At 59.5% G+C, this 14,078-nt stretch carries 14 protein-coding genes; 7 read left to right on the top strand and 7 right to left on the bottom strand.

The genetic code is table 11. The annotated features are described in order from the left end of the window. Positions 1 to 23: 23 nt before the first annotated feature. Both ABHU32_RS06100 and deoC read right to left on the bottom strand, forming a co-directional pair. A complete protein-coding gene (locus tag ABHU32_RS06100; protein ID WP_161115768.1) occupies positions 24 to 866 on the bottom strand; it encodes a Cof-type HAD-IIB family hydrolase in 843 nt (280 codons plus the stop codon). Positions 867 to 1,015: 149 nt separating this feature from the next. Beyond that, positions 1,016 to 1,690, bottom strand: coding sequence for a deoxyribose-phosphate aldolase (gene deoC / locus ABHU32_RS06105; protein ID WP_022094433.1), 675 nt, complete (start codon positions 1,688 to 1,690; stop codon positions 1,016 to 1,018). Between the two features lie 756 nt (positions 1,691 to 2,446). Between deoC and ABHU32_RS06110 the strand changes: the two genes are divergently transcribed. The 3 genes from ABHU32_RS06110 to ABHU32_RS06120 all read left to right on the top strand — a co-directional run bounded on the left by ABHU32_RS06110 (position 2,447) and on the right by ABHU32_RS06120 (position 5,315). Then, positions 2,447 to 3,337: a hypothetical protein gene (locus tag ABHU32_RS06110; RefSeq protein ID WP_346979388.1), complete on the top strand. Its 891-nt coding sequence runs from the start codon at positions 2,447 to 2,449 to the stop codon at positions 3,335 to 3,337. 63 nt (positions 3,338 to 3,400) lie between these two features. After that, positions 3,401 to 4,018, top strand: coding sequence for an ATP-dependent Clp protease proteolytic subunit (locus tag ABHU32_RS06115; RefSeq protein ID WP_346979389.1), 618 nt, complete (start codon positions 3,401 to 3,403; stop codon positions 4,016 to 4,018). Beyond that, the gene (locus ABHU32_RS06120) at positions 4,011 to 5,315 is read left to right on the top strand and encodes a VirD4-like conjugal transfer protein, CD1115 family (protein WP_346979390.1); all 1,305 of its coding nucleotides are present in this window, start codon (positions 4,011 to 4,013) and stop codon (positions 5,313 to 5,315) included. Before ABHU32_RS06115 ends, ABHU32_RS06120 begins: the two co-directional genes overlap by 8 nt. A gap of 141 nt (positions 5,316 to 5,456) precedes the next feature. On the opposite strand, the gene pgi is transcribed toward ABHU32_RS06120, so the two are convergent. Further along, positions 5,457 to 7,151 (bottom strand): glucose-6-phosphate isomerase, encoded by a 1,695-nt coding sequence (pgi, locus tag ABHU32_RS06125; protein WP_346979391.1) that lies wholly within the window; start codon positions 7,149 to 7,151, stop codon positions 5,457 to 5,459. Between the two features lie 199 nt (positions 7,152 to 7,350). Then, positions 7,351 to 7,875, bottom strand: coding sequence for an iron-containing alcohol dehydrogenase (locus ABHU32_RS06130; RefSeq protein ID WP_158558624.1), 525 nt, complete (start codon positions 7,873 to 7,875; stop codon positions 7,351 to 7,353). 237 nt (positions 7,876 to 8,112) lie between these two features. On the opposite strand from ABHU32_RS06130, the gene ABHU32_RS06135 reads away from it, so the two are divergent. Next, a complete protein-coding gene (locus ABHU32_RS06135; protein ID WP_346979392.1) occupies positions 8,113 to 9,618 on the top strand; it encodes a Y-family DNA polymerase in 1,506 nt (501 codons plus the stop codon). Beyond that, positions 9,611 to 10,036, top strand: a complete 426-nt coding sequence (locus tag ABHU32_RS06140) for a hypothetical protein (RefSeq protein WP_346979393.1) — start codon at positions 9,611 to 9,613, stop codon at positions 10,034 to 10,036. Before ABHU32_RS06135 ends, ABHU32_RS06140 begins: the two co-directional genes overlap by 8 nt. Before the next feature lie 26 nt (positions 10,037 to 10,062). Here the strand turns inward: ABHU32_RS06140 and ABHU32_RS06145 are convergent, their stop codons facing one another. Further along, positions 10,063 to 10,446 (bottom strand): heavy-metal-associated domain-containing protein, encoded by a 384-nt coding sequence (locus ABHU32_RS06145; protein WP_346979394.1) that lies wholly within the window; start codon positions 10,444 to 10,446, stop codon positions 10,063 to 10,065. A gap of 174 nt (positions 10,447 to 10,620) precedes the next feature. On the opposite strand from ABHU32_RS06145, the gene ABHU32_RS06150 reads away from it, so the two are divergent. Then, positions 10,621 to 11,325 (top strand): DUF3793 family protein, encoded by a 705-nt coding sequence (locus tag ABHU32_RS06150; protein ID WP_346979395.1) that lies wholly within the window; start codon positions 10,621 to 10,623, stop codon positions 11,323 to 11,325. A 46-nt stretch (positions 11,326 to 11,371) separates the two neighbouring features. Next, positions 11,372 to 11,791 carry a flavodoxin gene (locus ABHU32_RS06155; protein WP_346979396.1) on the top strand — a complete coding sequence of 140 codons (420 nt, stop codon included), beginning with the start codon at positions 11,372 to 11,374 and terminating at the stop codon, positions 11,789 to 11,791. Positions 11,792 to 11,908: 117 nt separating this feature from the next. On the opposite strand, the gene ABHU32_RS06160 is transcribed toward ABHU32_RS06155, so the two are convergent. Both ABHU32_RS06160 and ABHU32_RS06165 read right to left on the bottom strand, forming a co-directional pair. After that, positions 11,909 to 12,661 (bottom strand): amino acid ABC transporter ATP-binding protein, encoded by a 753-nt coding sequence (locus tag ABHU32_RS06160; protein ID WP_346979397.1) that lies wholly within the window; start codon positions 12,659 to 12,661, stop codon positions 11,909 to 11,911. Positions 12,662 to 12,673: 12 nt separating this feature from the next. Then, positions 12,674 to 14,035 carry an ABC transporter permease subunit gene (locus ABHU32_RS06165; protein WP_346979398.1) on the bottom strand — a complete coding sequence of 454 codons (1,362 nt, stop codon included), beginning with the start codon at positions 14,033 to 14,035 and terminating at the stop codon, positions 12,674 to 12,676. Positions 14,036 to 14,078 lie beyond the last annotated feature (43 nt).

A 14,078-nucleotide genomic window follows, 5' to 3' on the forward strand; every position in this document is an offset into this window, starting at 1 on the left:
GAGCCATGCATTAATCGGCGATTCTAACCCAGCAGCTTATCCAGCGCCACCGCAATGCCATCTTCGTTGTTATCGGCGGTCACCATCTGGGCTACAGCCTTAACCTCTTCGACGGCGTTACCCATGGCAACACCGGTGCCGGCCCACTCAATCATGGACTTGTCGTTCTGGCCGTCGCCAAACGATACGACCTCACTGGCATCGATGCCGAGCTTGGGCAGGGCACCCTCGAGTGCGCGGGCCTTGTCGATACCGGGCGCCGTGTACTCAAAGTACCAGTCGGCCGTAAACATGCCCGAAAGCGTCTGCTTAAAGGGCGCATACATCTCCTCGTAATGCGCCTGCAGGTAGGCCGGATCGCCCGCCGTCAGCAGCTTGTCCACGGGATAAGCATCAGCGACCTCATGCAGGCTCTCCACCTCGCGAATCTTAAGATCGCACGCATCGCGCTCGTATTTGACGATGTTTTTCTGCGAGCCGTCAGGCAGCGTGATCATGCAGTGATACGAATCCACGACATGCAAATCGCGACCGAGCGAAATCATAGGGATCACGTCAAAATTACGCAGGTGATCAATCAGACGGTGCAGCTCGTCAGCCGGCATAGCCTGGTCAAAAAGGACCTCATCGGTCTGAGCGTCGACCACATGCGCGCCATTAAAGGCAACCAGCAGACCGTCATGGTTTTGAAGGTCGAGCTCCTGCGCCAAGGCGTGCAGTCCCCATGCGGGACGGCCCGAAGCCAAGATGAGCTTAATGCCCGACTCCTGCGCCGCGAGCAGCTTCTCGCGCGTACGCGGGCTAATCACTTTCTGATCGTTGGTGAGCGTACCGTCGATATCCATCGCGATGGCTTTGATTGCCATATATGCCTCCCTGTCATTGAACAACCTTGTCTGAGCCATCATACAGAACACCCATCGCGACTCCGTTTACAACGGGCAAAAAGTCATATTGTCTCGAACATGAACGGCGTGTGGTCGTGAAGCTTTATCGCTCAGGTCAAATACGTCTGCTAGCGACGCTCATCCGTCGGTGCGCCCTCGACGATCGCGATGCCCGCCGATGCGCCTAACGCGCTGGCGCCGGCCTCGATGAATGCGCAAGCCTCTTCGTAATTATGGATACCGCCCGCCGCCTTGATTGCCACGGCATCGCCGAGCACCTCGTGCATCAGCCGCACGTCCTCGAGCTTAGCACCGCCAAAGCTTCTGCCGGTCGATGTCTTAAGGAATCCCGGCTTGGCCTCCAGCGCGATCTCGCATACACGGCGCTTGGCGGCGTCGTCGCCGTCCAGCTTGCACATCTCGACGATTACCTTGTCAGTGATGCCATGCGCGCGACAAAAATCAGCAATGGTAGTCATCTCGCGCTCGATGGCATCAAAATCGCGGTTCTCGATCGACCCCTGATTCAAAACGTAGTCAATCTCGGTAAAGCCACACGCAGCGTATTCCTCAAACCTCGCAAGCTTCTCCTCAAGCGTCATAGTGCCCTGGGGAAAGTCGATGGCGCCGGCAAGGATGATGTCAGAGCCCTCGAGCATGGCGCGGCCCGTCTCGTACTCCTGAAGGTTCGCGAATACGCAGCGAAAGTTGTACTTTAACGCCTTCTCGACATACTGCTCAAACGTGTCCTCGGGGGCATCGATATAGTCGATGTATTTATTGATGGGTTTGGCAAGTGTCATGCTGGGCCTCCTTGTTCAGGACTGACAACCGATTCGTGGTTTCACGCGAAATACCACGTTCAATGTACGCCCGACATACAAGGACAGCGTCCGCATTCCGACAAGTGGTATGAAATTAGCTGTAAACGTATATTTACAGACAGCGAATGGCACCGCACGCGGATGCCGACAGCAAGACATCCCCCCTCAATACACCCTCATGCCCCTTTACTGTTTGCGGCCAGAAATGATGAGCTGCACAACGTCGTTAGCGGTCGAATTCGACCTCTGACGACGTCACGCGACTCATCGTATCCGACCGACAACAGAAAAGGGGCACGTTCGCATAGCGTGGCGCGTGACGGTTGCAAAACCACCCCATTTGAAACAAACGCAAAAAAGTACTTGCAAAGACGCGTTCCGACATATAAGTTGATAAAAGACCGCCGTTGCGGTTTTAAGTAGATCGAGCATATGAAATTTCAGTTTTTAGCGTGTAAGAGAAGGAAGATCGGCAAAGTACAACCCCAAACGCAATGACAACTTAATGAGGTAACTGCCACATGTGAGGCACCCAGGGCATTGCTGTCTCGATTTTGAGCACGATGCCTTCCGCCTTGCATGGGCCGTTCCATCCCGCCCCTGCAGCAACTGCCTCACGGGCTCATTGAAAACCGCATAGCACCCCAACGTCAGCACATCACCCACGGCAAGCACATCACTCACGACAACCAACACATCAACAAACAGCACGAACATCAACCGATTGGAGAAGCTATGACAAACCACCGCGCTGAAGACGGCGATAAGAAAAGCATTCTGGATGCCCGCATTGAGCGAGCATATGCAAACGAATATGACGCCGCCTTTGCCGCCGCGACCATCAAGAACTACGCGTCGCTACCGCTCGCGACGATCTTGGCCGACCACCCTCAACTGCTGAAGCGCTGCACAAAGATCATGGGCGACCCCGACATTCGCAAGCTGACAGACCCCTATGCCCCAAAACGCGACAACGATTCGTACGTTCTTACCGTAGGCTGCCTAGCCCATATGCTTACGGCGCTCGACACGAAACTCAAGCTCGAATGGGAACCCGACGAGCGTCATGAACTCGAAAGCAAGCGGAACACCCTGCGCACCGCACTGTTCCTTCCGTTGGACGGCCTCAAGCGCTGCAACATCGAGCTCAATACACAGGCGCGGCAAAAGCCCGGGACCACGGGGCAGAAAACTCCAAGACCCCATGCGGCCATCGTCGACCGCAACCGATATAACCGCATGACCGCGCACTTTTCTGCCGAGGGAGTAGCCATAAGGACGCTGATCGACCTGCTGTGCCTCCTGAGCATCAACGAGCTATTTGAGGGCTATCTCGCCCTTGTTCCCGCGACGGCACCCAAGTCGGTAGCAAAGATCATCGAGACCTGCAGACGCCAGTTTGAGCGCCATCGCAATGGCAGCGAGATGAACGCCAGCATCGCGCAGTACTACGCGGCTCATTACAAAAATGACGGATGTGCCCCTGTCGAGCATCAGCTGCGGCTCGCCTACACCACGCCCGCCGCAACGCTCTATCGCTTTGGAGCCCTTGGCGCTTGCGAGCCGCACGAACAGGCAGCCTGCCCCACAACCGAGCTCGATCTCAGGCTCGGACGAACCCTGTAGCCCGCCAGCCCCTCCGCGGGCAACAATCCTATTCCACAACACAACCAACAGAAAGGAGTCCTCATGGACACCAATCATTCCCCCATCATCAGCCCCCTCACCATGCGTGAATCCGCCCGAGGTATCACGCTCACCAGCATTTACGATGAGATGCTCGCCCGTCGCGAGCTCTCCGTCATGGGAAACATCGAAACCCCGATGGCCCACGACCTATGCCAGCAGATCCGCCTGCTCGATGCCACCGACCCCAGCCGCCCCATCACCATATTTGTCGCCAGCGTCGGCGGAAGCGTGCGATCGGGTCTTGCGATCTATGACGCCATGCGCCTCGCATCGTGCCCCATCCGCACCGTCTGCCTGGAATTCGCCGCGTCCATGGGCGCCGTGATCTTTATGGGCGGCGACGATCGCCGCATGGCGCCCCATGCAGAGCTCATGATTCACGACCCGCTGATCCCCCAGGGGGCAGGCGGCTCGGCACTTGCGCTGCAGGAAACCAGCCGGCGTCTCATGCAGACCCGCAAGACCCTCACGCAAATCCTCTCGGACCGCAGCGGCCTCACGCCCAAGCGCATCCAAACACTCACGGCAAAAGACACCTACCTTTCGGCCGAGCGCGCCGTCGAGCTCGGCTTTGCCCACGAAATCCTCTCGACCACCAAGGAGGTCGCCCATGTCTAACCTCGCCAGCCGTCTCGCCGCATCTGAGTCCGCATCGTCCACCATCCTCGCCAAGGATCGAACGCTTTCCTGCGACACCCGCCAAACGGGACTCAACAACAATGCACTTGTGATCGGCCCCTCGGGAGCCGGCAAGACCCGAAACGTCCTCAAGCCCAACCTGCTGCAAATGAACGCAAGCTACATCGTGCTCGACACCAAAGGCACGCTCTGTCGCGAAGTGGGACCCGTGCTGGCAGCCCACGGTTACCGCGTGCAATGTCTCAACTTCGCCGACCTCAACACCGTCCCGGCCCTTGCGCCCGGCATCGAGCGCTGCGGCTACAACCCCCTGAGGCACATTCACCGCAAGGCGGACGGCAGGCCCAACCAGCAGGACATCCTCTCGGTGGCAAAGGCCATCTGCCCCATCGAGGACAACAACCAGCCTTTTTGGGATCATGCGGCGGCAAACCTGCTGTCGTGTCTTATCGCCTACGTCACCGAACAGCTACCCGCCGACGAGCAGACGATCAGCTCGGTCATCAAGCTGATCGAGCACCTGCAGGACGGTGCCACAGGTCGATTGTTTGACGACCTGATCACGACCGACCCCCAAAGCTATGCCCTCTCGCTATGGCGGCGCTACGCCATTACGCAAAATGCCGAGCGCATGCACGCGAGCATCGTCGGCATCCTTGCCGAAAAGGTCATGTGTCTGGGATTCGACGGTGCGGCACAGCTCTATCGTGAGTGCCATCAGGTGGACTTCGCTTCCATGGGACACACCCCCTGCGCCCTGTTTGTAACCGTGAGCGATATTGACCGCAATCTCGATCCGCTGACCGGCCTCTTTATTTCGCAGGCGTTTATGGGCCTCATTCGTGAGGCCGATAGGCAGCCCGACGGCAGCCTGCCCGTGCCCGTGCGCTTTATGCTCGATGACTTCGCAAATCTGCAGATCCCCCAGATCGACAACGTGCTCTCGATTATCCGAAGCCGCAACATCTGGGCAACGCTGCTGCTGCAGTCGACCAACCAGCTCGATGCGCTCTATGGCGAGGCACGCGCACGCTCCATCATGGGCAACTGCGACACGCATCTGGTGCTGGCGTTCCAGGATCCCGAGAGCGCCCGGGTGTTTTCCGACCGCGCCGACGCGCTGCCCAGCACGCTCATGGCGACGCCGATCGATCGCTCGTGGCTCTTTGTGCGCGGCTGCACTCCCGAACAGGTCGAGCGCTTTAGGCTCGAAGACCATCCGCTCTACGGGGAGCTGCCCGAGGCGCAGCGAGGCCATGCGGAGGCCGAGCTCTAGACGCAGGGCCCTCGCAGCACGCGACGCTCCGGCGAAGATCCTTAAAGGCCGTGCGCCCCGGGGCCACGGCAAAGCAAAGGGGCCCGCATCCGATGGGATACGGGCCCCTGACTATAAGGCGCGATGCGTTAACAGCAGCGACTACTTGCGGTGAGCGCGGTAGAACTCGATGAGCGCCTGGGTCGAAGCGTCCTGCTCGGCCTTGGCGGCGTCGTCATGGAAGGCTGGAGTGATCTGCTTGGCAAGCTGCTTGCCCAGCTCGACGCCCCACTGGTCGTAGGAGTCGATGCCCCAGACCGTGCCCTCGACAAACGTGATGTGCTCGTACAGGGCGATGAGCTCGCCGAGTGCGAACGGGGTCAACGTGTCGCCAAAGATCGAGGTCGTCGGACGGTTGCCCTCAAAGCAGCGGGCCGGGACGATCTGCTCGGGCGTGCCCTCGGCGCGCACCTCATCGGCCGTCTTACCAAAGGCGAGCGCCTTGGTCTGGGCCAGGAAGTTGCCCAGGAACAGCTCGTGCACGTCCTGGCCGCTGTCGGTCGCAGGGTTGGCGGTATTGGCGAAGGCAATGAAATCGGCCGGGACCACCACGGTGCCCTGGTGCAGCAGCTGGTAGAAGGCGTGCTGACCGTTGGTGCCGGGCTCGCCCCAGAAGATCTCACCGGTGTCGGAGGTCACGGCGCTGCCGTCCCAGCGGACATGCTTGCCGTTGGACTCCATGGTGAGCTGCTGCAGGTAGGCCGGGAAACGATGCAGGTACTGGCAGTACGGCAGCACGGCGTGGCTCTTGGAACCGAAGAAGTTGACGTACCAGACGTTGAGCAGGCCCATCAGCGCAACGGCATTGTTCTCGAGCGACGTGTTGCAGAAGTACTCGTCGATAGCGTGGAAGCCCTCGAGGAACTGCTGGAAGCGCTCGGGACCGAGCACGACGATCAGCGACAGGCCCACGGCGGAGTCGACGGAGTAGCGGCCGCCGACCCAGTTCCAGAAGCCGAAGGCGTTGGCGGGGTCGATACCGAAGGCCTCAACCTTCTCGAGTGCGGTGGAAACGGCGACGAAGTGCTTTGCCACGGCCTCGGCGTTCTGCTCATCGGAGCCGTCGATGGCGCCCTGGGCCTTGAGCTGCTCGAGCATCCAGGTCTTGACCTCGCGGGCGTTGGTGAGGGTCTCGAGCGTGGTGAAGGTCTTGGAGACGATGATCACGAGCGTGGTCTCGGGATCCAGGCCCTTGAGCTTCTCGGCCTGGTCGTTGGGGTCGATGTTGGAGATATAGCGGCAGTCGATACCGGCGTCGGCATAGGGACGCAGAGCCTCGTAGGCCATGACCGGGCCCAGATCGGAGCCGCCGATGCCGATGGACACCAGGTGCTCGATCTTCTTGCCGGTAACGCCCTTCCACTCACCGGAGCGCACGCGCTCGGCGAAGGCATACATGCGGTCGAGGACCTCGTGCACGTCGGCGACGACATCCTGGCCGTCGACGATGAGCTGGCCCCTCTCGGTTGCGGGGCGGCGAAGCGCGGTGTGCAGGACGGCGCGGTCCTCGGTGGTGTTAATGTGCTCGCCGGAGAACATGGCGTCGCGGCGCTCCTCGAGCTTCACCTCGCGGGCAAGATCGCACAGCAGCTTGACGGTCTCATCGGTCACCAGGTTCTTCGACAGATCGAAGTGCAGGTCACCGGCGTCAAAGCTCAGCTTGTTCACGCGCTCGGCATCGGCGGCGAACCAGGCCTTGAGGTCGATACCATCGGCCTCGAGCTTCTCCTGATGAGCCTCGAGTGCCTTCCAAGCGGCAGTCGACGTAGCATCGATAGGTGCGGCAACAGTTGCCATAGAGTCCTCCTCAGCATACGGGCGCACGCCTCCATGCGCCCGGACATTCAGATGCCACTATTCTAGCGCAGGTCAAGACTACAATCAGCGAGCGTTGCCAATCGGCCCCCAAACGGCAACCGATCAAAAAGGGACAGGCTTATTTTGGCAGGTCAAACGCTTTACCAACCAAAAATAACCCGTCCTTTTATGGCAAATATTAGGCCGCGGCGCAGACGCTACCGAGTAACTCACGCAGAGGAGACCCGATGCCCTCCAGCAGTTCGGGCGCGATAATGGCAAAAACGGGAACCTCGCCGGTGCCCACGACAGCAGGCACCTTGCCCTCCGAGACAATGCATCCATAAGGCACAAAGCCGTCTTCGCCGGCATCGAGCGCCGCCATGCGACGCGCGAGCTCGCGCGCAAAGCCGGCAGTATCGGCATCGCCAATCGCCAGGACAAAGTCCACGCCTTCGTCGGTCGCCAGGGCTACGGCCTCATCGACCAAATCGTCTCCCCCATCGCCCCCGACCAAGCCGCAGCGAAAAAGCACGCGTTCGAGCAGAGCTCGATCAAGCGAGCCGAGCGCCGCCGAGACGAGCTCATCGTGCGTATGTTTGTCACCGCCCAACACGACCAGCGCCTTGGTGCCACCGTAGTGAGCGACCAATCGTCCGCACCAGCGAGCCACGTCTCCATCCGCAACAAGGCGCGTCGGCATACCAAACCCATAATTGACCATCTTTTCCACAACCCTTCCGTGCGTATAGGCGGTATCAATCGTTAGGCTCATGCTACGAAGCGAGGTTTTCCGAGCTGTTTCGCACTCTTTAGAGCTGCGTTAAAACCCGATCCAACCGCACGACCATACCTACCAAAACAAACCAGTCCCTTTTTGACAGGTTTTGACGACGTCCGGACGAGCGGGTATTATCGAACAGGTATTCGATAAGAACATGTGTTTGATGAAGGGACACGGATGGCGCACGAGCAGCACACCTATATCTGCATCGACCTCAAGACGTTTTATGCCAGCGTCGAGTGCGTCGACCGTGGGCTCGATCCGCTCACCACCAACCTGGTCGTTGCCGACGAATCGCGCGGGCGCACGACCATCTGCCTCGCCATCACGCAGGCCATGAAGGACTTAGGGATTCACAATCGCTGCCGCCTATTCGAGATTCCCGATGGCATCGACTACATCACGGCCGTACCGCGCATGCAGCACTATATGGAGGTGTCGGCGCAAATCTACGGCATCTATCTGGAATACGTAAGTCCGCAAGACATTCACGTCTATTCAATCGATGAATGCTTTATCGACGTGACGCCCTATCTGGACCTCTATCACACAGATGCGGAAGGGTTCGCCTGCACGCTGCGCGACGAGGTCCTCGCGCGCACCGGCATCACGGCGACGGTCGGCATCGGCCCCAACCTATTCCAGGCCAAGGTAGCGCTCGACATTACCGCCAAGCACGTACCCAGCCGCATCGGCATACTCGACGACGAGACCTTTCGCAAGGAGATCTGGCCCCATCGTCCCATCACCGATATCTGGGGCATCGGTCCCGGCGTGGCAGCCCGCCTCGAGAAATACGGCGTCTACGATCTGATGGGCGTCGCGGCGCTCGACGAAAACCTGCTTTACGACGAGCTCGGCGTCAATGCCGAATATCTCATCGACCATGCCTTCGGGCGCGAGCCGACAACCATCGCCGATATCCAAGCCTATCGCCCGCAAGCAACTTCGACCACCACAGGACAGGTGCTCTCGAAGGGTTATGCCTACGAACAGGCCTATACCGTCTTGCGCGAGATGGTCGACAACGCCGTTTTAGACTTGGTCGATAAGCACGTGGTCTGCGACAGCATCTCGCTCTTTGTGGGCTACGCGAGCGAACGCGCCGACATACGCCGCCTCGACGCCAGCGGTACAGCGCAGTATGTGGACGGATGCGGGCACCTGCGCTCGAGTACGTCGAGTATCGAACCCACCGCAACCGCCGGCCCCGAGCTCGCGCCCCGTGCGCCCAAGCCCGTCCAGCGCGATGACGAACGGCGTCGCCTGGTGCGCGAAGCGCAGGCAATCGATGGCATCTTTGTGGGAGAGCATGGCGGCAAACCGCGCGGTGGCTATGCCGCACTCTTTGCGCACTCTAACGCCTCGCGAAAGCTGAGCGAGCGTACCAATTCGTTTAAGAAGATCATGGGCTATTTCGATGAGCTCTGGGCGCAGACTGTCGATCCCAAACGACCGGTCAAGCGCATCAACCTGGGATTTGGCAACCTCATGCCCGAGGAATTTGCCACCATCGATCTGTTCAGCGATATCGAGGCCGATGAGCGCGAGCGCGACCTGGCGCGCGCCGTCCTGGCCGTGAAAGGCAAGTACGGCAAGAACGCGCTCGTCAAGGGATTAAGCTTTACCGCCGGCGCCACCGCGCGCGAACGCAACGAACAAGTTGGAGGACACCGTGCCTAAACCCAAACAACAGCCCGTGCGCCCGCCGACCGCCTTCGAGCGCCTGGCGGACCCCGAGGGCAGACGCCGCGCCGCCGACCCCAACCTCACTGCCAACGGTGCCGTGCGCGCCAACCGCGCCGCACAGTTTATGCCCTTTGCCGCCCTCACGGGATACTACGAACTCGTGCGCAAGCAGGAAATCACCGTCGAGCCAAAACGTGAGCTCGCGGAAGAAAAAGCCCTCGTGCTTTCTAAAAAACTCGAGGGTCTCAAACGTGGCGACTTGGTTCGTGTCACCTATTACGATACATACGGCTATCGCAGCCGCACCGGCATCCTCGACGAGGCGCTCCCCGCCTTCAAGCTCCTCAAGCTCCGAGACATCGCCATCGACTTCGACGACATCCAAGACATCGAACTGCGCGGACGAGCCTAGCCAAGGAAGCGCATCCAGAGCGACGCTTACAGCGTCATGACGTAGTAGCCCGCGTCTTTCACGGCCGTCTCGAGGACATCACGATCCACCGGCTGCTTAGAGCGCACGCGTGCCGTGTGGTCCGCATATGTCACCGTTGCCCACACGCCATCCAGTGCATTGAGGGCATTGGCCACGTTCTGAGCGCAGCCGTCACAGCTCATGCCGCCGATGAGCAGCTCATCGCTATAGGGATAGTGTGACGCATCGGTATCCACCACAACAACCTTTTTGGCCTTCTTGCCGCTCGCACCATCGCTGCAACAACTCTTCCCGTGTGTCGAAGCGGCAATGCGACGCAGTCCAAAAAACATGCCGACGGCAATGACGGCCAGCACGATGAAATTCGCAGGGCTGAGCAAGTCACTCATGCGTTCCCCTTTCAAGTAGCCCTATCTAGATACCCCCATGGGGTGTCCCCATCTTAACCCAAAATCATGTCTGTTCGGTCAATTAGTTTCCCTCTTCAAACTTTTTTGTTGACCATGGCTTACTTTCGTGTATAAGTTTTCCTAGGCTAACAGTTTAAATCCGTAAGGAGCGCCGTGACTCGAACCATAGACATTCCAACGTTTCAGGCAGCGGTCGTGCGCAACTGCTCCCCCACGCTCGCGAGCATCAAGCCGGCATCGCTCTTTACCTATCCCGGCGTTTACGCCAACCAAAACGGAAAACCCGGCGCCGCCCATATCGAAGGGCGACGCTCTCGCCTGCTCGCCGTCATAGCCCAATGCAACCGCGAGCTCCAGCCACTCGGAATCCATATGAGCGTTTTGGTCTGGCGCCCCTGCGGAGCGCTCATCTATGTGTATCGCCCTGCGGACCTCATGCGATACCTCTCCGACCCCCGTGCCACGACGGCGCTAGCCGCCGAAGGTTACGATGTCCACAACCTGCTCGCATCCCTGGTGCATCTCGCCGCGCGCATCACGCTGGCAAGCAGCAATGCCGCAGAAAGCGCCTATGACGGCAGCGTCTGCGCACTCGCGCGAAATAGGCACTGCGATACGGGGTGCATATGCGAGTTCCCCCACGAAATTGGCTATTTTTTGGGCTATCCCTACGAAGATGTCCATCAGTTTATCGTCCAGCACGGCGAAAACTATAAGGTCTTTGGCGCATGGAAGGTATACACAAACGTTGAGCAGGCGCTCACGACCTTCGATTCCTATCGCGCATGCACGCAATACCTTACCTACATCTATCAACAGGGCTGCACCCTGGGACAACTTGTCCAGGCAACCCGATAGAGCATACAAGACGCGGCCGCACGCCGCACAACCGAAAGGAAAACATATGAGCAAGATCGCCGTCGTCTACTGGAGCGGCACGGGCAACACCGAGGCCATGGCAAACTTCGTCGCCGAAGGCGCCACGTCCGCGGGTGCCGAGACCGAGGTCATCTCCTGCGCCGACTTCTCCGCAGACAAGGCCGCCAACTATGACGCCATTGCCTTCGGCTGCCCCGCCATGGGTTCCGAGGAGCTTGAGTATGACGAGTTCCAGCCTATGTGGGACGAGGTCAAGGAGACCCTCGGTGACAAGAAGGTCGTCCTCTTTGGCTCTTATTCGTGGGCCGAGGGCGAGTGGATGGACAACTGGAAGGCCGATGCCGACGAGGCGGGCGTCAACGTCGTCGATTCCGTCATTTGCTACGATGCGCCCGATGATGAGGGCGAGACCGCTTGCAAGGCCCTCGGAGCCGAGCTCGCGTAACGAACCCAGGGCCTCCAAAAGAGCCTGCATCAAAGCGCATCCCCATCCCTACAAAAGAGCGGGGGCTGGATTCAAGTCCAGCCCCCGCTCTTTTATAACGGCAGTTACATCAACCGGCTACGAGATATTGCCCAAGAACGCCTTGGTGCGCTCGCTCTTGGGGTGGTCGAAGACCTCGCTCGGCGTACCCTTTTCCACAATGACGCCGCCGTCCATAAAGACGACGCGGTCGGCGACGTCGCGGGCAAAGCCCATCTCGTGCGTCACGACGATCATGGTCATGCCATCGCGTGCCAGGTCGCGCATGACACCCAGAACGTCGCGAACCAGCTCGGGATCGAGCGCCGACGTGGCCTCGTCAAAGAGCATGACGTGAGGGTTCATCGACAGGGCGCGGGCGATGGCAACGCGCTGCTGCTGGCCGCCCGAGAGCTGGCTCGGCATAAAGTCGATACGCTCGGCAAGACCGACCTTGGTCAGCTCCTCGACGGCGATCTTCTCGGCCTCTTCCTTGCTGCGCTTGAGCACCTTCTGCTGCGCAAGCATGACGTTCTTTTTGACCGACAGGTGCGGGAACAGGTTGAACTGCTGAAACACCATGCCCAAGTGCGTACGCACCTTATTGAGGTCGACACCCTTGGCGCACACATCCACGCCCTCGACGACAATCGAACCACTCGTAGGATGCTCCAGACGATTGATGCAGCGAAGCATCGTCGACTTGCCCGAGCCCGAAGGACCCAGAACTACGACGACCTCGCCCTTATGCACATCCAGATCGATATCGCGCAGGACCACGTTATCGCCAAAGGCCTTCTGGAGGTTCTTAATGCTGACGACGACCTCGTTCGAGTTATTGGTTTCGCTCATGATAGGACCTCCTTACAGACCGGCGATGTGATCGGCAGGCGTCGCGACAACCTGTCCGGCGCTCTTGGCGGGACGCTTCTTCTTGGTCTCGGTCGTACCCAAAAGCCTCGCCTCAAGACCGCTCACCAAGCGAGCGAGCGGCAGGGTGATGACCAGATAGAACAGGGCGGCAACCACGTACGGTGTAATGGAGCCCGTCGTGGCCACGATGGTACGGGCGTTCATGACGATTTCGACCACACCCACGGCGGCAAGCAGCGACGTATCCTTGTAAAGCAAGATAAACTCGCTGGTCAGCGTAGGCAAAACATTGCGGAACGTCTGCGGAATCATAACGTAGAGCAGCGTCTGGAAGGCATTCATGCCCAGAGAGCGAGCAGCCTCGTTTTGGCCCTTGGGGATCGATTGAATACCGGCACGGAAGATCTCGCACAGGTACGCAGACGAGTTCATGGCCATGACGATAACGCCCAAAACATAGTCGTCCACCTTGACGCCGGCCAACGGCAGACCGAAGAACGCGATATAGATCTGCAGGAACGCCGGCGTACCGCGAATGATATTCACGTAGATGCCGGCGAGGCAGCGCAGGATGCGCGACTTGGAGATGCGCATAAGCGACAGGGCAAAGCCAAAGGGAATTGCCAGCGGAAACGCCACGAGCACGATCGAAAGCGACATAAGGAAGCCCTTGAAGACGATCGGCAGGCTCTGGACCAAAATGACCGGGTTCAGGAACAGGCGCAGGAACATATTGGAGTTCCACGCCTCGACCCACGGCTGCTCCTTAAGGTCGGCCAGGAAGTTATCGAAGGCCGTCACGCCCTTGATCTCCACCGACGGAATCTTGGAGATCTTCTTGGTCGAACCGTCGGCGAGCGTATAGGTGCCGCTAAAGGCCTCATCGCCGCCCTCGACGGGAAACGTCACACCGTAAACCTCGACGCGGAAATAGCCGCCGGCAGGCGCCGTCTCGCCAAAGTCAATCTTGAGCGTCTGGCCGTCAGCCTTGCACGTGGGCTTCATGGGCGTACGATCCATGAGGTCCTCGCCCGAGAGCATCGTCAATCGCGTGTCATCGGTACCAAACGTCGTGCCGTCGACAAACGTCAGCGAAAGACCGCTCAGCTCCTCGTCGGCATCGGCCTGAACTTCCCAAGTGATGCGCGTCTCGGTGCCGCCGACCACATCGCTACCCGAACCGGTATTGGGTCGGGCGGTAATCTTTGCGGTCTCAAGCGCCTGGGCGGTCGTGGGCACGCAGGCCCCCGCGCATACCAGGGCGAGCGCCACAGCCAGGGCACAGGCCAGCTTTTGGAGCATCGAGGGCAGTGGAAAACACTGCTCCGCGGCCCCTTTGTTCAGTCGAGACAAGGTGGCTCCTATCGTAGAAGTTGCCGGCAAAACGAGACGGAAA

The organism is Collinsella aerofaciens, assembly GCF_039758965.1.
Classification (GTDB): domain Bacteria; phylum Actinomycetota; class Coriobacteriia; order Coriobacteriales; family Coriobacteriaceae; genus Collinsella; species Collinsella aerofaciens_BR.

Excerpts from the sequence above, each read along its gene's own strand:
- ABHU32_RS06100 (WP_161115768.1), bottom strand. The coding sequence starts at position 866 with ATGGCAATCAAAGCCATCGCGATGGATATCGACGGTACGCTCACCAAC.
- deoC (WP_022094433.1), bottom strand. The coding sequence starts at position 1,690 with ATGACACTTGCCAAACCCATCAATAAATACATCGACTATATCGATGCC.
- ABHU32_RS06110 (WP_346979388.1), top strand. The coding sequence starts at position 2,447 with ATGACAAACCACCGCGCTGAAGACGGCGATAAGAAAAGCATTCTGGAT.
- ABHU32_RS06115 (WP_346979389.1), top strand. The coding sequence starts at position 3,401 with ATGGACACCAATCATTCCCCCATCATCAGCCCCCTCACCATGCGTGAA.
- ABHU32_RS06120 (WP_346979390.1), top strand. The coding sequence starts at position 4,011 with ATGTCTAACCTCGCCAGCCGTCTCGCCGCATCTGAGTCCGCATCGTCC.
- pgi (WP_346979391.1), bottom strand. The coding sequence starts at position 7,151 with ATGGCAACTGTTGCCGCACCTATCGATGCTACGTCGACTGCCGCTTGG.
- ABHU32_RS06130 (WP_158558624.1), bottom strand. The coding sequence starts at position 7,875 with ATGGTCAATTATGGGTTTGGTATGCCGACGCGCCTTGTTGCGGATGGA.
- ABHU32_RS06135 (WP_346979392.1), top strand. The coding sequence starts at position 8,113 with ATGGCGCACGAGCAGCACACCTATATCTGCATCGACCTCAAGACGTTT.
- ABHU32_RS06145 (WP_346979394.1), bottom strand. The coding sequence starts at position 10,446 with ATGAGTGACTTGCTCAGCCCTGCGAATTTCATCGTGCTGGCCGTCATT.
- ABHU32_RS06155 (WP_346979396.1), top strand. The coding sequence starts at position 11,372 with ATGAGCAAGATCGCCGTCGTCTACTGGAGCGGCACGGGCAACACCGAG.
- ABHU32_RS06160 (WP_346979397.1), bottom strand. The coding sequence starts at position 12,661 with ATGAGCGAAACCAATAACTCGAACGAGGTCGTCGTCAGCATTAAGAAC.